Raw genomic sequence first — 19,898 nt, 5'->3', positions numbered from 1 at the left:
ATCCGCCTATAATCCTCGGATGCCCATTCGCCAGCTTTCCGAAACGATGATCAACCAGATCGCCGCCGGCGAGGTCATCGAGCGTCCCGCAAGCGTGGTGAAGGAGTTGGTCGAGAATGCGCTCGACGCCGGCGCGTCGCGCGTCGAGATCGTCACCGCCGGCGGCGGGCTCTCGCTCATCCGCGTCACCGATGACGGCTCGGGCATTCCCGAGCGCGAACTGGCGCTGGCAGTTGCCCGACACTGCACGTCGAAGCTGTCGGACGACATCCACGACATCCGCTCGCTCGGATTCCGCGGCGAGGCGTTGCCGTCGATCGGCTCGGTGGCCAGGCTTTCGATCCGCTCGCGCACGGCCGCCGGCGACAGCGCGGCCGAGATCAGCATCGAGGGCGGCCGGGTGTCGGCCGTCAAGCCGGCGGCGGCCAACCGCGGCACCACCGTCGAAGTGCGCGACCTGTTCTTCGCCACGCCGGCAAGGCTCAAATTCATGAAGGGCGAGCGCGCCGAAAGCTCGGCCACCGGCGACGTGGTGAAGCGCATCGCCATCGCCTTCCCCGCCGTGCGCTTCACGCTTGCCGGGTCCGACCGCTCGACGCTGGAGCTGCCGGCGACCGGCGACACGGCGGAGGGCCGGCTCGCCCGCATCGCGCAAGTGATGGGCGCCGACTTTCCCGACAATGCCATTGCGATCGATGCCATGCGCGACGGCGTGCATCTTGCCGGCCACGTCTCGATCCCTTCCTACACCCGCGCCAACGCGCTGCAGCAATATGCCTATGTCAACGGCCGGCCGGTGCGCGACAAGCTGATCGCCGGCGCGATCCGCGGCGCCTTCGCCGACGTGCTGCCGCGCGACCGGCATGCGGTCACCGTGCTGTTCCTTTCGCTCGATCCGGCAACCGTCGACGTCAATGTCCACCCGGCCAAGGCCGATGTGCGCTTCCGCGATCCGGGCCTGGTGCGCGGGTTGATTGTCGGCGCCATCCGCGAGGCGATGGCCGGCGCCGGCATCCGGGCCGCGACCACCGGCGCGGCCGGCATGATGGCGGCTTTCCGGCCCGGCGCGGCGTCCTATTCGCATCCCGGACCGGCCAATGGCCACCGCAGCTATGAGGCCGCTTTTCGCGCCTCCGGCTCCAGCTTCGACCACGGTTCGACTTTGGCGCGCTCGCCGCAACGACCGCTCGACATGGGCGAAGCCCGGCCGGCGCGAGGCTTCGCCGAAAACGATCAGGCTGCCTTCGACACCGGGCCGCTGGCAAGCGCCGACGCGCGGGCGGGCATCGCCGAGCCGGCCGAGGCGCTGCTCGGCACGGTGCTGGGCGCGGCGCGCGCTCAGGTGCATGAGAACTATATCGTCGCCCAGACCCGGGATTCGCTCATCATCGTCGACCAGCATGCCGCACATGAGCGCCTAGTCTACGAGGCCTTGAAGAACGCGCTGCACTCTCGCGCCGTGCCTTCGCAGATGCTGCTTTTGCCCGAGATCGTCGACCTTGCGGAAGAGGATGCCGAGCGGCTGGCGATGCATTCCGAGACGCTGGCCAAATTCGGCCTCGGCCTGGAGCGCTTCGGCCCGGGCGCGGTGGCGGTGCGCGAGACGCCGTCGATGCTCGGCGAAACCAACGTGCAGCAACTGGTGCGTGACCTCGCCGACGAGATCGCCGACAACGACACGGTCGAGACGCTGAAGGAACGGCTGGACAGAATAGCCGCGACCATGGCCTGCCACGGCTCGGTGCGCTCGGGCCGGCTGCTCAAGGCCGAAGAGATGAACGCGCTGCTGCGCCAAATGGAGGCGACGCCCGGCTCCGGCACCTGCAACCATGGCAGGCCGACCTATATCGAGCTGAAACTCGCCGACATTGAAAGATTGTTCGGGCGAAGGTGAGCGCACCAAGGCTCTCACCCAGCCTCCGCTTCACTTCCGCTGACTTCTCCCGATGGGGAGAGGAGACCTTCAGCGCCAGCACCAACCTGTTCTCGTGGCCGCGTAGCGGCCAGATAAAGGGCCGCTCGAGGCGGCTCTTTCCTTGAGTCAGGAACCGGCCTCAACCCTCTGACTTACCGCTTCAAATTCACCACGATCACACCGCCGAGCGCCAGCGCGCCGCCGAGCATGCCGAGGAGAGTCGGTACTTCGCCGAGCCAGAAGAAACCGATCAGAGCGGAGGTCGGCGAGACCAGATAGAGGAAGTTCGAGGCGCGCGCGGCCGGCAGGCGCGACAGCGCGGTGGCCCAGGCGGCGTAGGCGATCAGGCTGGGCACGATGCCCAGATAGATGGCGGCGCCGAGGCCGGCCATGTCGGCGACCGCGGCCTGCACAAACGCTTCCGCCAGGAAGGGCGACAGGCAGAGCGCGCCGAGCACCATGTTGGAAGCGGCGATCGTCAGCGGATGATGGCGCGCAAAGAGCGGCTTCTGGACGATGGTGTTGACGGCCGAGCAAAGGGCGGAGCCCAGCACCAGCAACGCGCCGGTGTTGAAATGCAGGCCATGGCCGTCCGCCACCGCGATGATGCCGATGCCGGCAAACGAGATCACCGTGCCAAGCCAGGCCATGCCGGAAAAACGCTCCCCGAGCAACGCCATGGCCATGATGGCCGTGAAGATCGGGCTGACATTGATGATGAAGCCGGCGGCGCCCGCCGAGACGGTGAGCTCGCCGAAATTGAGCATGGCGGTGTAGAGCGCGACGAAGATGGCACCGCCGAAGCCGAAACGCCACAGCTCATCGATCCTCGGCAGCGCCGGACGCTTGACCGCAAGGAAGATCGCTGCCGGCACGGCCGCGATGGCGAAGCGCAGCGCCCCGAGCTCCAGCGGCTGGAAAGCGGCAAGGCCGGCGCGGATCGCCGGAAAGGCAGACGCCCAGCCGACCACCGTCAGCGCCACCGCGATCGCGGCCGTGGTGTCCATGCGCTGTGTCTCATTCAACGTGCCGGCGTACGCGCTCATTGCCGAATCCTCGTCCTTCAGTGTCATGGAGAGAGAAAACGCCATTGCCCGCCGATTGACAAACGAGCAATTCGAGGGTCAGCTGTGAGCATGCCTCACAGCTCTGACCAGCTATTGCCGCTCGAGACTTTGCGCGCCTTCGACGCGGCGGCGCGGACCGGAAGCTTTTCCGCAGCGGCCGAAAGGCTCAACCTCACCCATGGCGCGATCAGCCGTCAGATCGCCAAACTGGAGGACTGGCTCGGGCTCAAGGTGTTCGAGCGCAACGCGCGCGGCGTTACGCTGACCAATGAGGGCAACCGGCTGCACCTGCGCACCACCGAGGCCTTCGCGCTGATCTCGGTCAATTCCGATCGCTGGGTCGAGCCGCGCGGCACCGCGGTGGTGCGGCTGGCTTCGATCCCTTCGGTCAGCGGCCTTTGGCTGATGCCGCGCATGGCGGCGCTCGAAAACAACCCGACCCGGCTGCGCATCGTGCTCGACGTCGACAACCGCCAGGCGGACCTTGCCGACGAGGGCATCGACCTTTCGGTGCGCTGCGGGCGCGGTCGCATTCCGGGCCGCGTCTCGGTCCAGCTTTTCGAGGAGCACATCTTCCCGATCGCCTCGCCGGAGCTGGCGGAGGAGATCGGGCACGGCGACCCGGACCGGCTGCTCAAATTGCCGCTGATCAACGATTCCGACGCGTCCGCCTGGCGCGCCTGGTTCGCGGCACAGGAGGTCGATTATCGCCCGCGCCCGCAGGACCGGCGTTTCGAGGACTACAATCTGGTGCTCGACGCGGCGGCGCACGGGCTCGGCATCGCGCTGGCGCGGCCGCCGCTGACGGCAGACCAGTTGAAGTCGGGCCGGATTGTTCCCGTTGACGAGCGGGTCGCGCTCAATCCGGTGTCCTACTGGCTCGACCGCCCGGTCGGCCGGCCGCGCGCGGCCGCCGCCGATCTCGCCAGGCGCATCGCCGAACAGGCGGGCCTGGCGCCGGAGAAGCTCGAAGCCTTCCTGCAGGACGAGGACTAGATCGCCCGGATCAGCGAAGCAGCATCAGCACGATCGAGGTGGTCGCAGCCGAGACGACGGCCGTCACGATCGATATCATCCACAGCGGCGTCTGGCCGGGTTCGGATCGCGGGGCATGGCCGGGGCTGCGAACGCCGCCGCGCGGCGGCGCATTGGCGTTGGCCGCTACCAGCACTCCGGACGCAAGCACCGGCGAGAACGAAGAGGGCGCCGCCACGACCCTTGCGGTGCCATCGGCGGCTGGCGGTGGAACCTGGGGCAGCGCCCGCGAAGGCTGATCGGCGTCAGCCGCCGACCTGCCAGCCGGAGACTTCGTCGAGGCGCCATCAGTGCCGGCATCGGATTCCAGGACGGCTCTGTAGGCGTTCTCGATCTCGGCCGAGGACAGACGCTGAGTTGGTTGAGCGGCCGGCAACGTGCCGTTCAGCGCCTGCGCGGCCACCTGTGCGGAGGACACGACGGACGGCGCCGGCGGCTGGACGAGCGCCTTGACCAGCGCCGCGGTCGCAGGTTCGGCCTTGGGCGACGGCACCGGCTGCGGCGCCAGCGCCTCTTTCAGCAGCGACGTCACGCTGGCGTTGGTGATGTCCATGGCGCTTCCCGACAACCATTGTGCCAACCGGCATACTACATGAGCATTGCGCCAAGCTTGACCTTGCCTTCGATTTGTGGCGATTGAACCCCTATGAACCTATGCGCCATTCCATGATGAACCGTTTTGAAGGCCCCGGCGGCAAGGAAGCGCGCATCCGCTATCTCGACGGCGACTTCCAGGTGACGAGCCCCGGCGCGTTCGTGCGCTGCGCGGTGACCGGCGAGAGCATCCCGCTGGACGAGCTCAAATACTGGAGCGTCGCCAGGCAGGAGCCATATGTGAACGCGGCAGCGTCGCTGCGGCGTGAGATCGAGGCGCATCCGGAACTGCGCAAGCGGGGGTAGAACCTCCTAGGATGAGGACGGTCTCATCTTGCGCTGCCGCCATGCATCCAGCGTCTCATTGATGATGCGCTCCGGCACGTGGTCGATCTCGAACACGGCGTCGATCTCAAGCACGTCGAGCTGCTCCAGGAAGCCGGCGGGTGCGGCGCCGTGGCGAAGCCGCGCGGCATCCTTTGCCGTGGTGACAAGCCGAAGCCCCTCGCGCTTGGCAAGGGCCGCCAGATCGGCAAGCTCGTCCGCGGCGTAGAAATGATGATCGGGAAAAGCGCGCGACAGCGCGACCTCGCCGCCGGCGCCGCGCAGCGTATCAAAGAATTTTTCCGGATGGCCGATGCCGGCAAAGGCAAGGAAGCGCCCGCCGGCAAAGCGCGCCGGGTTCGCCGGCTCGACATGGGCCAAAAAGATCGGCCGGCCGGCGCGCGCCGCCTGGCGCACCACCGTATCGGCGGCGCTCCCCTCGCCCATCTTCAGCAAGCCGCCGGTGAAGACCAGCTGATCAACGATCTTGGCCCGGAGCGGGCCGCCCGGAATGACTCGGCCATTGCCGATGCCGAAACGCGCGTCGACCACGACCAGCGCGTAGTCGATATGGATGCGCGCCGACTGGAAACCGTCATCCATGATCAGGAAGTCGCAGCCATGGTCTGCCATCAGCAGTTTGGCGCCGGCGGCGCGGTTGGCCGTCACCGCGACCGGCGCATGTTCGGCAAGCAGCAGCGGCTCGTCGCCGACATGCTTGGCCGCGTCGTGATGCGCATCGACGACATGCGGCTTGGCGAAGGATCCGCCATGGCCGCGCGACAGGAAGCCGGGCGTGAGCTGCATGCGCTTTGCCTGTTTCGCCAGCGCGATGGCGACCGGCGTCTTGCCGCTGCCGCCAACGGTGAAGTTGCCGACGCACAGCACAGGTGCCGCGACCTTCTCGCGCGGCGCGTGCCGCATGCGGCGCCCAGCCACCATTCCATACATCGCGGACACCGGCGAAAGCGCCAGCACGCGCCAGTCCGGCTTTTCCCACCAGAAGGGCGGCGCTTCGCTGGTCATGGCGCGACCTCCGTGGCGCATGACCCTTTCCAAAGATCGGATCCGAATTTTTGGGCCATGCGCTAGCGCCCGTTGGCGCCTTTCAGGCGCGCCTTGACGACCAGCGGCTGGATGTAAGGCTCGAGCGACTTCAGCGTGCGCTGAAGCGCGCCGCGCATCTCGTCGACGGTCGCCGCGCCCGCCGCCATCATCTCGTGGCGCACCGCCTCGTTGCTCAAAAGGAAATTGACGGCGCCGGCCAGCATGTCGCGGTCGCGCACCAGCTTGGCGCCGCCGCGATCGAGCAGGCGCTGATAGGCTTCGCGGAAATTCTGCACGTTGCGGCCGGCCAGCACCGCCGTGTCGAGCATCGCCGGCTCCAGCGGGTTCTGGCCGCCCTCGGAGGTCAGCGAGCGGCCGACGAAGGCGATCTCGGTCAGCCTTAGATAAAGTCCCATCTCGCCGATCGTGTCGCCGAGCAGGATATCGGTGTCGGACGTGATGCGGTCGCCCTTGCTGCGGCGCGCGACTTTCAGCCCCATGCCGGATATCTGCGCGGCCAGCGCGTCCGCGCGGTCGGGATGGCGGGGCACGACGATGGTCAACAGTCCAGGGTGGCGCTTGTGCAGGGTCGCATGGACTTCCGCCGCGGCGACCTCCTCCCCGTCATGGGTCGAGATCGCCGCCCAGGTCGGGCGTAAGCCGATCTGGCGCTGCAGGATCGCCAGCGCCCGCTCGTCGACCGGCGGCGGGTTGGTGTCCACCTTGAGATTGCCGGAAACGGTCACCGGCCTGGCGCCGAGGACGCGGAAACGCTCGCCGTCGACATCCGACTGGGCAACCACATGGGCAAGGTTCTCGAACAGCGCCTCGGCGACGCCGGCGCGCTTCTTCCACGACCGGAAGGAACGGTCCGACAGCCGCCCGTTGACCAGGACCTGCGGCACGTTGCGCGCGCCGAGTTCCAGGATGGTCATCGGCCAGATCTCCGATTCGGCTATGATGGCCAGCTCCGGCAGCCAGTGATCGAGGAAGCGGCTTACCGCGGGCTTAAGGTCGAGCGGCACATATTGGTGGATGATGCGGCTGCCAAGCCGCTCGTCGGCGACCTTGGCCGAGGTCACGGTGCCGGTCGTCAGCACGATGTTGACGCCGTAATCGAGAATGCTTTCGACCAGCGGCACGACGGCGATCGTCTCGCCGACGCTCGCGGCGTGGATCCAGATCACCGGTCCTTCCGGACGCGGACGGCCGGCGACACCGTAGCGCTCGCGGCGGCGAACGCGGTCTTCCTTGCCGCGCGAGGCGCGCCAGGCGACATAGGGTCCGATCAGCGGATAGGCGACGGCCCCGGCGTAACGGTAGGCGGTCAGGGCCGCGCGCGCCCAGCGCTCGCTCATTTGTCGCCGTCCACGAGGCGGTAGGCCTCGGCGGTTGCGGCGTTGAGCGAGGCGGTGACCTCCTGGCGCTTTCGCTCCATCTCGGCGTCGTCGGCGTTGGACGGCACGAACACCGGCTGCCCGACGACAACGGCGGAGCGGCCGAACGGCAGGTTGATGGTGGTCTTGTCCCAGCTCTTTTCCAGCACCTTGCGGCGGCTAGTGGCGATCGCCGAAGGCAGGATCGGGCGCCCGGAAAGCCTGGCCAAAAGCACGATGCCCAGCCCCGCGTCGCGCGGCGTGCCATGCGGAATGTCGGCGATCATCGCGACATTCTTGCCGGCGACCAGCGCTTTCTTGAGCGCAATCAAGGCTTTGGCGCCGCCTTTGTCGAGATGCCTCGAACTGTCGCGGCCACCCGAGCCGCGCACCGCCTCGATGCCGAATCTGTTCAGCATCAGCGCGTTGAGCTCGGCGTCGGCACTGCGCGAGACCATGGCGACCAGCGGCCGGCCCTTGGGATAATAAGCCGGCGTCAAGAGATGCTGGCCATGCCACAGCGCGATGATGCCCGGTTCGAGATGCGCATAGGCGCCGCCGGCGACCTGCGTCGACCCTTTCACCAGCGGGCTGGTGATGCGAATCAGCCGCACGAACCAGGCGAACAGGCTGGCGATAAAATTCTTGACGAATCGCGACTGGGCGAGCGGCTCTCGGATGCGGCGCCACAGCGTGCGAGTCCCGCCCCGCCCGGCGGCGCGCCCCGTCGCTCCTTTCACCGCTTCATGCTCCATCGATGTCAACCGGCTGCCTTTGTTTCCGGGTCGAGCAACCGGTGCAGGTGAACGACGAAATAGCGCATATGGGCATTGTCGACGCTGGCCTGCGCCTTCGCCTTCCACGCGGCGTGCGCCGATTGATAGTCGGGGTAGATGCCGACGATGTCGAGCGCATCCAGATCACGGAACTCGGTTCCACCCAGCTTTTTCAGCTCGCCGCCGAACACCAGGTGCAAAAGCTGTTTCTTTCCGTCTTCCACGGCCATGCCGATCCTTCGCAGATTCATGAATTTTGTGAAACGTTTAGACCAAAGCCGCCGATTTTGAAACCGTGGGCCGACTCACCCTTGGTCAGCTCCGGCAATGACGCCGGCCAGGACGCCCAGCAGTTCGCCGCTGCCGGCGGCGAGCGCGCCATGGTTGATCACCTCGCCGGCATAGCGCGGCGGCTTGCCGGTACGGTCGAGCAAGGCGCCGCCCGCTTCGCGGAGGATAAGGTCGGCGGCGGCGATGTCCCAGTCATGCGCGTTGGGCTTGACGAAGGTCGCGTCGAGCTTGCCGTTGGCGATCATCGCCAGCCGGTAGGCGAGCGAGGGTATGTAAGCGACGCGGCGCATCCGGGCTTGCCAGGAAGCGGGCATGCGCTCGACCAGCGGCTTCGGCCCGCCGATCTCGACGGTATCGCCGAGTTGGCGGACCTGGATGCGCTTGCCGTTGAGGAACGCGCCCTCGCCCGGCAGCGCCCAATAGGTCTCGCGCTTGGCCGGACATTCGAGCACGCCGGCCAGCGAGCGGCCATCCTCGACCACGGCGACGCTGACGCACCAGGAATGCAGGCCATCGAGAAAGCCGCGCGTGCCATCGATAGGGTCGACGACGAAAGTGCGGCGGGCCGACAGCCTGGCATGATCGTCGGCGGTTTCTTCGGACAGCCAGCCATAATTCGGCCGCGCCTTGAGCAGGGTCTCGCGCAGATAGGCGTCGGCCGCATGGTCGGCCTCGCTGACCGGCGAGGTCCCGCCCTTCATCCACACCTGGGGGTTTTGGCCGAAATAGCGCATGGCGATGGTGCCCGCCTCGCGGGCGGCTTCGCGAAGCAGAGCGAGGTCTTCGTGCGTCTCGGCTGAGATGACCATGTTAGGCGCCGGCAAGGGTCATCCCCTCGATCAGCAGCGTCGGCGCGGCGGTGCCGAAATTGCGGTCGAGATCGCTCGCCGGCACCATGTTGAGGAACATGGTCTTCAAATTGGAGGCGATCGTCACCTCGGCCACCGGATAGGCAAGCGCGCCGTTCTCGATCCAGAAGCCGGAGGCGCCACGGCTGTATTCGCCGGTCACCATGTCGACGCCCTGGCCGAAGACCTCGGTGACGTAGAAGCCGCGCTGCAGCGAGGCGATCAGCTCCTCCGGCGCGCGATCGCCGGGCTCGATGGCCAGATTGGTCGAGGACGGCGAAACCGAAGAGCCGCTGCGCGAGCCACGGCCGTTGGTGACGAGACCAAGCTCGCGCGCGGCCGAGGTCGACAGGAACCAGTGGTTGAGCACGCCTTTGTCGACCATCAACAGCTTGTCGCCCTCGACGCCTTCGCCGTCGAAGGGCCGCGACGCCTGGCCGCGACGCCGCAGCGGCTCGTCGGTGACGGTGATCGCGCTTGAGGCTACCTGCTTTCCCATCATGTCGCGCAGGAAGCTGGTCTTGCGCGCCACCGCGGCGCCGTTGATGGCGCCGGCGAGATGGCCGGCAATGCCGCGCGCAACACGCGGGTCGAACACGACGTCGACCGGGCCGGTCGCCGCCTTGCGGGCGCCGAGGCGGCGCACGGCGCGTTCGCCGGCCTTGCGGCCGATCTCCTCCGGCGCGTCGAGATCGGCGAAATGCTGGCGCGAGGAGAATTCATAGTCGCGTTCCATCGCCGTGCCTTGGCCTGCAATGACGCTGGTCGAACGTGAAAAGCGCGACGCGACATATTGGCCGACAAAGCCATGCGAGGTCGCAAGTACCAGGCCGCCAAGGCCGGCGCTGGCGCTGCTGCCGGAGGAATTGGTGACGCCATTGACGGCAAGGGCCGCCGCTTCCGCTGCCAGCGCCGCCTCCTTGAGCTGATCGGCCGACACCTCAGTCGGATCGAAGAGGTCGAGATCACGCAAATTGCGGGCGAGCAGCGCCGGGTCGGCAAGGCCCTGGAACGGATCCTCGGGGGAGACTCTCGCCATGGCGACGGCGCGCTCGGCAAGCGCCTTCGGGTCGGAGGCGGCGGTGGCCGAGACGCTCGCCACGCGCTGGCCGACGAAGACGCGCAGCGACACGTCCTCGCTTTCCGACGATTCGGTGCCTTCGACCTTGCCCAGCCGCACCGACACGCCGGCCGAACGGCCGCGCACGGCGACCGCGTCGGCGGCGTCCGCCCCGGCGCGCTTGGCCGCCTCGACGAGCGCCGCGACGCGGTCGGTCAGTTTTCCTGCGTCGAGCGTGTCGGTCATGCGGTTGGTCCTGTTTGTTCAAGCTGTGCGGGAGGGCAGATGCTACCGCACATCCATGGATGCCGGGCCGCCATCTCTGGAAGCCCGCAAAATCGTCTTGGATGCTGCTGCACCATCTATTGTTCCACCACCGCTTGTGCAATGGCGGATGCGGCAATCTCAAGGCAATCGCGGCCCTTCGCAGCGCACTGCCCCGCCGCAACCGCATGAACAGTGCGGATTAGCCGGCCACCGGCGCCCAGATCACATCTTCGATCCTGGCGGCGCCGGTTGCCAGCATCACCAGCCGGTCGAAGCCGAGGGCCGAGCCGCTCGCCTGCGGCATGATGGCAAGCGCGGCGAGGAAATCCTCGTCCAGCGGATAGCGCTCGCCATAGATGCGCTCCTTCTCGTCCATCTCGGCGACGAAGCGGCGGCGCTGCTCGGCCGGATCGGTGAGCTCGCCAAACGCATTGGCGAGCTCGACGCCGCAGCAGTAGAGCTCGAAGCGTTCGGCGACGCGCGGGTCCTCCGCGCTCGGCCGGGCAAGGGCCGCCTCGGAGACTGGATAGCCATAGAGGATTGTCGCCCATCCCTGCCCCAGCGCCGGCTCGACCTTTTCCACCATCACGCGGCTGAACAGGTCGGCCCAATTGTCGTCGGGCGCGGTGCGCAGGCCGGCGCGGACCAGGCCCTGGTGGAGCGCTTCGCGGTCGGTGCTTCCGTCGGCGCCGAGGGTCGCCAGCAGGTCGATGCCGGCATGGCGCATGAATGCTTCCGCCACGCTCAGCCGCTCCGGCTCGGCGAAGGGATCGGCCTCGCGGCCACGGAAACGAAAGCTTTTGGCCCCGGCCTTTTCCGCGGCGAGCGCCAGAAATTCGGCGCAGTCGGCCATCAGGCGCTCATAGGCCTCGCCGACGCGGTACCATTCGAGCATGGTGAATTCGGGATGATGCAGCGGCCCGCGCTCGCGGTTTCGGTAAACGGAGCCCAGGCTGAAGATGCGCTTCTCGCCGGCGGCAAGCAGCTTCTTGCAGGCGAATTCCGGCGAGGTGTGAAGGTAGAACGGCTGGCGCGACGCGTCCGGCGCGACCGCCTCGGTGGCGAAGGCCGCAAGATGCGCCTCGTTGCCGGGCGAAACCTGCAGCGCGGCCGTCGCCACCTCAACGAAATCGCGCTCGGCGAACCAACCGCGCAAGGCGGCGGCAATGGCGTTGCGCGCCATCAGCCTTGGCCGGCGGTCGGCGTGTATATGCGGCGTCCACCAGGGCGAAGCGGCGGTCATGGGCGGGAAAATCGCCGATGAGGCTGGCGGTTCGTCGCAAGATGCGCTACGGCGCACGCGATGGCCGCCGTCGCCGCTTCGTGGGCAAAGACGCTTGCAGGCCGAAAAACTCGATTGGGATTGAATATCGTGGTCAAGGTCATCGCCAGTTCCTTACGCAAAGGCAACGTCGTCGATAAGGACGGCAAGCTCTATGTCATCCTCTTTGCCGAAAACATCCACCCTGGCAAGGGCACGCCGGTGACCCAGCTCGACATGCGCCGCATCGGCGACGGGGTGAAGATCTCGGAGCGCTACCGCACGACCGAGATGGTCGAGCGCGCCTATGTCGAGGAGCGCGAGCACACCTTCCTCTATTCCGACGGCGAAGGCTTCCATTTCATGAACCCGGAAAGCTACGACCAGGTCGTAGCCTCCGAAAGCGTGGTCGGCGACATGGCGCCCTACCTGCAGGAAGGCATGGCGGTGCAGCTGGCGCAGTTCAACGGCGCGCCGATCTCGCTGACGCTGCCGCAGCGCGCCGTCTTCGAGGTGGTCGATACCGAGCCGGTCACCAAGGGCCAGACGGCGTCTTCGTCCTACAAGCCTGCGGTGCTTTCCAACGGCGTGCGCACGGCCGTGCCGCCGCACATCACGACCGGCACGCGCGTGGTGGTGATGACCGCCGACGGCTCCTATGTCGAGCGCGCCAAGGACTGAGGGTACAGCAGTCAACTATCACAGCTCGCCTGCGGCCAGGCGGGCCTATCGTCAGCACGGTTTGTCCGCCGTCTGGGCGTGAGGCTCTGACCCGAAGCGGATTTGCGGTTGCCGCGACGTGAACGGCAGATCCGCGCCGCGGCGCCGGTGGTTCGACGCACCGCATCCCTCGAACGAAGCCGGAGTGCGCTCAACGCTAGATTGGCCGACCGATCCACCGCACGATTTCATAGGCAGGCATCGGGCGGCGAAAGCCCTTCAGCGTCAGTTCGCCAACAGGAGCGGATTCGACCAGCGACTCGACAGCTCCGAGGACCCGTTGGCTAACAAGAATCTGGCGCGATTTGGCCTCCTCGCATAAACGGGCGGCATGGTTCGACACAGTGCCGATGACGGCATAGTCCGAGCGCTGATCAAAACCGATGCGCCCGATGGTTGCGTGGCCCCTGGCAATGCCGATCCCAAAGCCAAGCAAATAGTCCCGCTTGCGCCATCGCTCGGAATGCTCGTCAATCGCTTCGCGCATTGCGGCAGCCATCGAGACAGCTCTCTCGCTGTGGTCGGCACATGGCATTGGATCGTTGAAAACCACGACGATTCCGTCGCCCACGAACCGCTCGAGCGTCCCCTCGTGACGGACGATTTGTTCGCCGAGACAGGAATGATACTCGGCCAGAACTGTCATGACTTCTTCGGGTTCGGCGGTCTCTGCGAACGCCGTGAAGCCGCGCAAATCGCAAAAGACAACCGTCACCTCGCGGCGGTGGCTCTGCAAGAGCGCATCTCCATTGCCCGCCGCAACGATGAGGTCGGCGACCTGTTCGGGCAGGAACCGCCTGAGCCGCGCCATTCGCTCGAGCTCCGTCACCTGGCCGGCGACGGTTTCCTCGAGCGAGCGGTTCCAGTCGGAAAGTTGCGCGGCTTGGTCCTCAAGGCGCTTGGCTTGGCTCGCGACAGTGTCGTGAAGCGCCTTCTGGCGCAACATCGAGCGCACCCGCGCCAGCAGCGCCCTGTGCTCGAAGGGCTTTGTCAGATAGTCGTCGCCACCGGCGTCCAGCCCCTCGACCACGTCGCGCGTGTCGGCTTTCGCGGTGACCAGAATGACGGGGATCGATCGCAGCGAGTGATCCTGCTTGAGCATGCGGACCACACTGATGCCGTCGAGCTTCGGCATCATGATGTCGAGCAGGATCAGATCCGGCGTGAGTTCGCGGGCTTTCGCAAGCCCCTCTTCACCATCGGCGGCGGTTACAACTTCATAGCCATTCGCTTCGAGACGCATGCGCAGGATCTCGAGGTTTTCCGGAGTATCGTCGACCGCGAGAATGCGAGGCGGATCGTGCAAGGTGTTGCCTCCCTCAAGAAAGGAAACCGCGAATCTCGGAAAGCAGCTGGCGTGGGCTGAATGGCTTGGCAATGTAACCATCGCACCCAGCAGCAAGGGCTTTCGCCTTGTCGCCCGACAACGCGTAGGAGGTGACGGCGATAATCGGAATGTGCCGGAGCGCCGGGTCGGCCTTGATGCGGCGGGCCGCTTCATACCCGTCGATCACCGGGAGCTGAATGTCCATAAGGATCAGGTCTGGCCTGTGTGCTCCGGCTGCAGCGATGCCGGCGGCGCCGTCCGCCGCCTCGATCAGTTCGTATTCGGTGGTGGCAATGAGATCGCGGATGATTTGGCGGTTGTCCTCGGTGTCTTCGACCATCAGGATTCGTTTGCTCATGCGGCCCTCACGTCCTCATTCATCCGGATCGGGACCTTCAGACGGAATGTCGACCCTGACCCGATCACGGACTCGACGTCTAAGGTTCCGCCATGCATTTCGGCGATGCGCTTCGAGATCGCCAGGCCAAGACCTGTGCCACCCTTCTGCCTGGTGCTGCTGTTGTCGACTTGCTGGAATTCTTCGAAGATAAGAGCCTGGTCTTTGGACGCAATTCCGGGACCGGTGTCTCGGACGGCGATCTCGAAGCGCCCATCGACTGCATCGGCAAGAATATCTACCGCACCCGTTTCGGTGAACTTGACGGCATTGCCTGCGAGATTGAGCAGAATCTGCGTCAAACGGCGTTCGTCCCCACGGCCGATTGGAAGGTTCTCGGCAACAGTCGCTGAAAGCTCAAGACCCTTCGCCCGTGCCAGCGGCTCGACCGCCGTAAGGGTCGATCGGACAATCTGCGCGACGGAGTAGTCCTCGATCGCCAGCGTGAGCTGGCCGGCTTCGATCTTGGACAGGTCGAGCACGTCGTTGATGAGCCCGAGGAGGTGACGGCCGTTTGCCTGCACTCGCGCGACGGTCGCCTTTGCCTTGTCCGGGAGTTCGCCATAGATGCCGTCGACCAGCAGTTCTGTGAAGCCCAGAACCGAATTGAGCGGCGTCCTGAGTTCGTGGCTCATATTCGCCAGGAACTGGGACTTGTGGCGGCTGGCTGCTTCCAGCTCCTCCCCTTTCTCCTCGATCTCGCGGAACAGCTTGGCATTCTGGATCGCGACCACCGATTGGGCTGCGAAGGTCTCCAACAGGTGAACAACTTGCTCATCGAAGGCGCCTGGCTTGTGGCGCCTGACGACCAATGCACCGACGATCTTGTTGGGCCTCAGCAGCGGAACGATCAGGATGCCGCGATATCCGGCGTCGAGGATCGTCTTTCTCACAAGGAAGGATGAGGTTTCCTTGCTGAGGTCGGGAAACTGCACCGGCATGCACCGTCCAGGCGCGTCGCCAATACCCATATCGGCCAGCCCGATCGTCTGCTGCGAGACTGCGGCGATAAGCTCATCGCTCATCCCAAAGTTTGCGCGCGGACGGAATTGCTGCCGCGTGCTGCTGAACACGTAGATGGTGCCAGCATCCGTCGCCGACAACTGGACCGCCTTGGCGACGATCGTCTTCAGCACCGTGTCGAGATCCAGCGTCGAATTGACCGCCTTGCTCACTTCACCAAGCGCCTCGAGCTCACCAACCGACGCCGCAAGCTCGCGCGTCCGTGCCTGCACCGCCTCGAAGAGCCGCGCGTTTTCGATGGCGATCACGGCCTGGTCGGCGAATGTCTCGACGAGCGCGATCTCCTTGGGACTGAACGGTTGCGGTTCAGCCCTCGTCATGACGAATACGCCAACGAGATCACCTTCCCGCAACAGCGGGGCAGCGAGGACGGTGCGGAATCCGCCTGCCTCAGCGATCAAGGCGACGCGGTAGTCCGGATCAGCGGTCACGTCTTCGATTTGCACGATCCGCCGTTCTTCGATTACGCGCCCTACGGCGGAGCCTCGCCCAGCGGCAAGCGCTGGAAGTGGATTGGCGTCGACATAGGCACGGAAGCTGGGCGGGTAGCCAAGCGTCGACACATAGCGGAATACGCCATCAAGCAACTGCACGATGCCACCCTTGTCGGCGCGACAGAGCCTGACAGCCGATTCCACCAACGTATCGAGCACCACCTGTAAATCGAAGGTAGAGCGGCTGATGACCTTCAGAACGTCTGCAGTGGCTGTCTGCTGCTGAAGGGCTTCGTCGAGCTGCTGGGTGCGTGTCTCAATCTCCTGATACAGGCGCCCCAGTTGGTCGGAGGTCTGGTTGACGTTAGCGGCGAGCACTCCAAGTTCGTCGCGATTGACGACGGCAACCCGTTGCGCGAAGTCGCCGGCCGCTATCTGGCTGAGACGCGTCTCGATCTTCTTGACCGGTTCGATCAAGGACCAGGAGATGATGTAACCGAGCCCCAACGCCAGCAGGATACTGCCGACGGCAAACGAAACCACGATCAGTCTGGACGTGCCGTACGCACCCTCGGTCGTTTCGATGGCCGCCACCATGTCGGCTTCGGCCATGTTGACCAGCTGGTTTGTCAGCCGCTCGAGGCGATCAGCCGACGGTATGATTTCATCAAGCTGAACCTTGCGCGCCTCCTCGGTACGGCCCGCGCGGACAAGCTCTGCCACGTGCGTCACCCCGGCCGTCAGTTTTTCGTACTCTTGCCTGACCTGGCCAAGCACTTCCACCTCGGCTTTGGCGACGAACTCCATGCGCTCGAGGTCGTAGCCGAACTGATTGAGCTGGCGCAGCGCCGTATCCAGCATCCGGTTATCCTGTAGCAACAGGGCGGTGGAGATACCGTAGAGCTGGGTGGTCGTATCGTGCTGTACTTGGCGGTAGGCCGCGATCCTGCGCTGCAGCTTGATCAGCTCGTTGGTCTGGTCGTTGACCCCACTCAGCACCTGCAACCCGACGGACCCGAGCACGATCAGCAGGCCGACGATCGACAGGAACGCGATCAAGAGCTTGGTCTGGACGCGCGCCGGCAGCCGGGCAACCCAGCCAACGAGCCAGTTCGTTATGCTATTTGGTTTCGTCCAAGAGGCCGAGAAGGTCACCCCGGAACTCCTCCAAGTCGAACCGGACGCCAAGATATTGTACTCGCAAGATGCCATTCGGGTCTACGAGCGAGGTCAACAAGGTATGGTCGACATCACCGTTCGCCGCCTGCTTCGCGAAGACCCCATATTTCCGTCCAACCTCATGGACAGTCGCCGGATCGCCGGTAAGAAACGACCAGCCCTTCAGATCGGCGCCAAAATTCTGCGCATATTGCTTCAAAACATCGGACGTATCGCGCTCCGGGTCGACCGTGATCGAAATGAAGGCGATCTTGGGTCCGAACGCACTACCCAACTTTTCCTGCACGCTGGCCATCTGGGCGGTCAGCATGGGACAGACGTCGGTACAGTGCGTATAGATGAATGCAATGGCGATCACCTTGCCGCGAAAGTCGTGCAGCGAGACGCTCGCCCGGTCCTGCGATGTCAGCGTAAAGTCTGGAGCCGGTCCGATTGCCGGCAATCGCTCATCGTGCTGCGCATCATGCGCCTGCGCTGGCCCGGCCATCAGCGCCAGCAGCAAGATACGGGCTGCCAACCCGCTCACGTCTTGAGCTCACGCTTCAGTTGCTCCAGAAATCGCCAGTCTGTTCCCTCGGCGATGATCTGCTGTGGGCTCGACTTGATCATGCCCGTCTCCTGCATGCGCAGCGCGTAGAAGCGCATCGAGGCTTCGGCATCGTAGTCCCGCCATACGTCGTACCGCGTGTCGCTCAGCGTTTGCAGCGCGATTTCGTAGCTGGGGACGAAACCTCGATCGACCATTTGCGCTGCACTCCATGCCGGATCCGAAATGCATAGGTCGGCGCCCTTGAGGATGGCCCTGAGCACGCGCTTGGTCGCCACCGGGTATCTGTTCACATAGTCCTCAGCGGCCGAGGTCATGCAGCAGAAGTGCTGCGACCAAGGGCGATCGAGGGTCGTGTTGAGGATCGTGTGGCCGATTTTCTTGGCGCGCAGTTGCTGCGTCTCCGGCGGCGTGAAGAGATATGCATCGAACTTTCCGTTGGCGAAGGCTTCCACCGGCTTGCTTTCCTCGACCCATTCGATGTCGTTGACGGGATCCAGGCCAATATAGGCGGCCATCAGGGCGACCAGCACGCGCGACGGCGCATGGATGTCATGCATGCCCACCCGTTTGCCCTTGAGATCCGGGATGCCTTGGATGCTGTCGTTGGCGATCAGCTCGAGGCACCCGGAATGCAGACCGCCAAGCACCCTGATTGGCACGCCCGCGTCGATCGACGCGACATGGACCGGCGCGTAGTTCATGCTGAAATCCGTGTCGCCGCGTGCAATCCACACCGCCTGATCGACTTTTTCGTCGCCCTGCACGTAGCGGACGTCGGTGAAGCCCTCCGCTTTGAGGAACTCTCCGGCCAGGTACATGCCTGCCCAGCAGTAGGCACCATCGATCCACCGCGGCAAGCGAACGGAGGTCGTTTCAGGGGGTGCCTCGGCCCAAGCGTCAGTCGTTGTGCCGATGAGAGCTGAAGCGCCTGCTGCCGCAGCTCCGGCCATGAAGTGGCGACGGTTCTGGATGATTTGCATGGGGTTCTCCCTCGCGTGGTAAATGGGCACGCGGCTGGCCGCCCGGTCAGGTCTTCAGCTCGTGCTTCAGTTCGTTGAAGAAACGCCAGTCGGTGCCTTGGGCCAACAGCTTCTGGGGGGTGCTCTTCAGCATCCCGACCTCGTGGAGACGCAGGGCGTAGAAGCGCAGGGTGTCCTCAGCGCTATACTCACGCCAACCGTAGGGGATCGCCTTCATGACCTGGAGGGCATGGTCATAGCGCTTAGTATAGCCCTCCTGCACCAGGAACTGGGCGGACTGCTCTGGCTCGCTGGAGCAGAAATCCGCCGCTTTCAAGATGGCGCGAAGGGCGCGTTTGGTGGCCACCGGATGCGTACGAACGAACTCCCGCTCCCCAGCCAGCATGCAGCAGAAGTATTGCGACCAGGGCCGGTCCACGGTGCTGCTGATCACCACATGGCCGATCTGCTGCTCCCGCATCTCCTGCGGTTCGGGGGGAAAGCCTAGATAAGCATCGATCTTCCCCTCACTTAGGAGCCGGATGGACTCGGGTCCCGGATGCGTGACGAAGTGTATGTCCTTATGGAGGTCCAGGCCCACATACGCCGTCATAGTGGCGAGAAAGACGTATCGGCTGGAATCTAGCGCTGGCACGGCCACGGTCTTCCCCTTGAGATCCCGGATCGACTGGATGCGATCGGTCCCGAACAGTTCAAAGCAGCCGACGTGGAGGCCTGCCAGGATGACGATGGGATCCCCCGCCTCCAGGCGGAGAAGGAGCGGGGCGGCGAAATGCGCACTGAGGTCGGCTTCACCGGAGGCGAGGGCCGGCGCGATGTCTGCCGTCCCCTCTCTTTGGAGGTATTGCACCTCGGTGAACCCTTCGCTGCGCAACAGTTCTTCGGCTACATACTGGGGGGCCTGACAGATGCTGGGAATTCGGACGAGCCGGATCCGCGTCGTCTCAAGCGGTGGCTCCGCAGCGGCGCGCCTGGGGTGCCAGCCCAGAAGCCCCGCTGCCCCCGCCAGCGTAATCCCACGCAGGAACCTCCGTCGGCTGAACCGTCCGGGATATACGGTATGCATGGGAACCTCCTTTCCAGATGGTGGCCAGTGCGACACTGAGAACGCTGACCCGTGGATGCTGTGTTGTGCACAGTCGGCCGTACCTGCATGGCGGGCTCTGGGCTTGCCTCTTGCTCACATCTTCAGCTCTCGCTCCAGCGGCGGTTCCGCATGGAGTGACCTCGGAAGGACGACGATACCGGCAGCGCCTGCCAGGGCAGCACCGGCTAGGAATCGTCGGCGGGTTTGCGTGATCTGCTGCATCGGAACGCTCCCATTCCGAATTGCGAAGGGCAATTCTGGCCGGAACCGAGCAAAAGAGGTTTCGACAGAGGCAGGTGGTCTTGTGGGCGCGACGAGTGGTTGTGGATGCTAGCGCCCA

The 19,898-nt window shown here is 65.2% G+C and carries 19 protein-coding genes; 4 read left to right on the top strand and 15 right to left on the bottom strand.

Going from position 1 to position 19,898, the window contains the following annotated elements:
• The first annotated feature begins 19 nt into the window (after positions 1–19).
• A complete protein-coding gene (gene mutL, locus A9K71_RS21435; protein ID WP_067000460.1) occupies positions 20–1,894 on the top strand; it encodes a DNA mismatch repair endonuclease MutL in 1,875 nt (624 codons plus the stop codon).
• A 173-nt stretch (positions 1,895–2,067) separates the two neighbouring features.
• Here the strand turns inward: mutL and A9K71_RS21430 are convergent, their stop codons facing one another.
• The gene (locus tag A9K71_RS21430) at positions 2,068–2,961 is read right to left on the bottom strand and encodes a DMT family transporter (RefSeq protein WP_067000950.1); all 894 of its coding nucleotides are present in this window, start codon (positions 2,959–2,961) and stop codon (positions 2,068–2,070) included.
• A 90-nt stretch (positions 2,962–3,051) separates the two neighbouring features.
• Between A9K71_RS21430 and A9K71_RS21425 the strand changes: the two genes are divergently transcribed.
• Positions 3,052–3,978, top strand: a complete 927-nt coding sequence (locus A9K71_RS21425; protein WP_067000457.1) for a LysR family transcriptional regulator — start codon at positions 3,052–3,054, stop codon at positions 3,976–3,978.
• 10 nt (positions 3,979–3,988) lie between these two features.
• Here the strand turns inward: A9K71_RS21425 and A9K71_RS21420 are convergent, their stop codons facing one another.
• A complete protein-coding gene (locus A9K71_RS21420; RefSeq protein ID WP_067000453.1) occupies positions 3,989–4,570 on the bottom strand; it encodes a hypothetical protein in 582 nt (193 codons plus the stop codon).
• A gap of 113 nt (positions 4,571–4,683) precedes the next feature.
• Here A9K71_RS21420 and A9K71_RS21415 point away from each other — a divergent pair, with 113 nt between their 5' ends.
• Positions 4,684–4,917, top strand: coding sequence for a DUF2093 domain-containing protein (locus A9K71_RS21415; RefSeq protein ID WP_067000947.1), 234 nt, complete (start codon positions 4,684–4,686; stop codon positions 4,915–4,917).
• A 6-nt stretch (positions 4,918–4,923) separates the two neighbouring features.
• On the opposite strand, the gene lpxK is transcribed toward A9K71_RS21415, so the two are convergent.
• The 7 genes from lpxK to epmA all read right to left on the bottom strand — a co-directional run bounded on the left by lpxK (position 4,924) and on the right by epmA (position 11,843).
• On the bottom strand, positions 4,924–5,961 hold the full coding sequence (gene lpxK / locus A9K71_RS21410; protein WP_067000450.1) for a tetraacyldisaccharide 4'-kinase: 1,038 nt from the start codon (positions 5,959–5,961) through the stop codon (positions 4,924–4,926).
• 62 nt (positions 5,962–6,023) lie between these two features.
• Entirely contained in the window at positions 6,024–7,340 is a 1,317-nt protein-coding gene (gene waaA / locus A9K71_RS21405) for a lipid IV(A) 3-deoxy-D-manno-octulosonic acid transferase (RefSeq protein WP_067000447.1), read from the bottom strand.
• Entirely contained in the window at positions 7,337–8,113 is a 777-nt protein-coding gene (locus A9K71_RS21400) for a lysophospholipid acyltransferase family protein (protein WP_067000444.1), read from the bottom strand. Before A9K71_RS21400 ends, waaA begins: the two co-directional genes overlap by 4 nt.
• Positions 8,114–8,118: 5 nt before the next feature.
• Positions 8,119–8,364, bottom strand: coding sequence for a DUF4170 domain-containing protein (locus A9K71_RS21395; protein WP_040973997.1), 246 nt, complete (start codon positions 8,362–8,364; stop codon positions 8,119–8,121).
• Positions 8,365–8,439: 75 nt separating this feature from the next.
• Entirely contained in the window at positions 8,440–9,234 is a 795-nt protein-coding gene (locus A9K71_RS21390) for a 3'(2'),5'-bisphosphate nucleotidase CysQ (RefSeq protein ID WP_095780018.1), read from the bottom strand.
• Between the two features lies 1 nt (position 9,235).
• Positions 9,236–10,579, bottom strand: coding sequence for a TldD/PmbA family protein (locus tag A9K71_RS21385; RefSeq protein WP_067000436.1), 1,344 nt, complete (start codon positions 10,577–10,579; stop codon positions 9,236–9,238).
• 220 nt (positions 10,580–10,799) lie between these two features.
• On the bottom strand, positions 10,800–11,843 hold the full coding sequence (gene epmA / locus A9K71_RS21380) for an EF-P lysine aminoacylase EpmA (protein WP_067000433.1): 1,044 nt from the start codon (positions 11,841–11,843) through the stop codon (positions 10,800–10,802).
• Positions 11,844–11,972: 129 nt separating this feature from the next.
• Between epmA and efp the strand changes: the two genes are divergently transcribed.
• The gene (gene efp, locus A9K71_RS21375) at positions 11,973–12,542 is read left to right on the top strand and encodes an elongation factor P (protein WP_067000944.1); all 570 of its coding nucleotides are present in this window, start codon (positions 11,973–11,975) and stop codon (positions 12,540–12,542) included.
• A gap of 196 nt (positions 12,543–12,738) precedes the next feature.
• Here efp and A9K71_RS21370 read toward each other — a convergent pair whose 3' ends face one another.
• Genes A9K71_RS21370 through A9K71_RS21345 form a run of 6 tightly spaced genes read right to left on the bottom strand, consistent with a single transcriptional unit; the run spans position 12,739 to position 19,537 of the window.
• Positions 12,739–13,983 carry a response regulator gene (locus tag A9K71_RS21370; RefSeq protein ID WP_245299700.1) on the bottom strand — a complete coding sequence of 415 codons (1,245 nt, stop codon included), beginning with the start codon at positions 13,981–13,983 and terminating at the stop codon, positions 12,739–12,741.
• Positions 13,901–14,266 (bottom strand): response regulator, encoded by a 366-nt coding sequence (locus tag A9K71_RS21365; protein WP_067000427.1) that lies wholly within the window; start codon positions 14,264–14,266, stop codon positions 13,901–13,903. The genes A9K71_RS21370 and A9K71_RS21365 overlap by 83 nt, the downstream gene beginning before the upstream one ends.
• Positions 14,263–16,917 (bottom strand): GAF domain-containing protein, encoded by a 2,655-nt coding sequence (locus A9K71_RS21360; protein ID WP_067000425.1) that lies wholly within the window; start codon positions 16,915–16,917, stop codon positions 14,263–14,265. The genes A9K71_RS21365 and A9K71_RS21360 overlap by 4 nt, the downstream gene beginning before the upstream one ends.
• A complete protein-coding gene (locus A9K71_RS21355) occupies positions 16,883–17,443 on the bottom strand; it encodes an SCO family protein (protein ID WP_156752736.1) in 561 nt (186 codons plus the stop codon). The genes A9K71_RS21360 and A9K71_RS21355 overlap by 35 nt, the downstream gene beginning before the upstream one ends.
• A gap of 20 nt (positions 17,444–17,463) precedes the next feature.
• On the bottom strand, positions 17,464–18,471 hold the full coding sequence (locus A9K71_RS21350; RefSeq protein WP_082980626.1) for an ABC transporter substrate-binding protein: 1,008 nt from the start codon (positions 18,469–18,471) through the stop codon (positions 17,464–17,466).
• Positions 18,472–18,517: 46 nt separating this feature from the next.
• The gene (locus tag A9K71_RS21345) at positions 18,518–19,537 is read right to left on the bottom strand and encodes an ABC transporter substrate-binding protein (protein ID WP_067000412.1); all 1,020 of its coding nucleotides are present in this window, start codon (positions 19,535–19,537) and stop codon (positions 18,518–18,520) included.
• Positions 19,538–19,898: the final 361 nt, after the last annotated feature.

It is taken from the genome of Mesorhizobium sp. WSM3873 (assembly GCF_001672445.1).
Classification (GTDB): domain Bacteria; phylum Pseudomonadota; class Alphaproteobacteria; order Rhizobiales; family Rhizobiaceae; genus Mesorhizobium.
The sequence above is the reverse complement of the archived record's forward strand: the minus strand, read 5'-3'. Positions and strand labels throughout refer to the sequence as shown.

Excerpts from the sequence above, each read along its gene's own strand:
- A9K71_RS21365 (WP_067000427.1), bottom strand. The coding sequence starts at position 14,266 with ATGAGCAAACGAATCCTGATGGTCGAAGACACCGAGGACAACCGCCAA.
- A9K71_RS21385 (WP_067000436.1), bottom strand. The coding sequence starts at position 10,579 with ATGACCGACACGCTCGACGCAGGAAAACTGACCGACCGCGTCGCGGCG.
- mutL (WP_067000460.1), top strand. The coding sequence starts at position 20 with ATGCCCATTCGCCAGCTTTCCGAAACGATGATCAACCAGATCGCCGCC.
- A9K71_RS21400 (WP_067000444.1), bottom strand. The coding sequence starts at position 8,113 with ATGGAGCATGAAGCGGTGAAAGGAGCGACGGGGCGCGCCGCCGGGCGG.
- waaA (WP_067000447.1), bottom strand. The coding sequence starts at position 7,340 with ATGAGCGAGCGCTGGGCGCGCGCGGCCCTGACCGCCTACCGTTACGCC.
- A9K71_RS21350 (WP_082980626.1), bottom strand. The coding sequence starts at position 18,471 with ATGCAAATCATCCAGAACCGTCGCCACTTCATGGCCGGAGCTGCGGCA.
- A9K71_RS21420 (WP_067000453.1), bottom strand. The coding sequence starts at position 4,570 with ATGGACATCACCAACGCCAGCGTGACGTCGCTGCTGAAAGAGGCGCTG.
- A9K71_RS21425 (WP_067000457.1), top strand. The coding sequence starts at position 3,052 with ATGCCTCACAGCTCTGACCAGCTATTGCCGCTCGAGACTTTGCGCGCC.
- A9K71_RS21415 (WP_067000947.1), top strand. The coding sequence starts at position 4,684 with ATGATGAACCGTTTTGAAGGCCCCGGCGGCAAGGAAGCGCGCATCCGC.
- A9K71_RS21390 (WP_095780018.1), bottom strand. The coding sequence starts at position 9,234 with ATGGTCATCTCAGCCGAGACGCACGAAGACCTCGCTCTGCTTCGCGAA.
- A9K71_RS21430 (WP_067000950.1), bottom strand. The coding sequence starts at position 2,961 with ATGAGCGCGTACGCCGGCACGTTGAATGAGACACAGCGCATGGACACC.
- lpxK (WP_067000450.1), bottom strand. The coding sequence starts at position 5,961 with ATGACCAGCGAAGCGCCGCCCTTCTGGTGGGAAAAGCCGGACTGGCGC.
- A9K71_RS21345 (WP_067000412.1), bottom strand. The coding sequence starts at position 19,537 with ATGCATACCGTATATCCCGGACGGTTCAGCCGACGGAGGTTCCTGCGT.
- epmA (WP_067000433.1), bottom strand. The coding sequence starts at position 11,843 with ATGACCGCCGCTTCGCCCTGGTGGACGCCGCATATACACGCCGACCGC.
- A9K71_RS21395 (WP_040973997.1), bottom strand. The coding sequence starts at position 8,364 with ATGGCCGTGGAAGACGGAAAGAAACAGCTTTTGCACCTGGTGTTCGGC.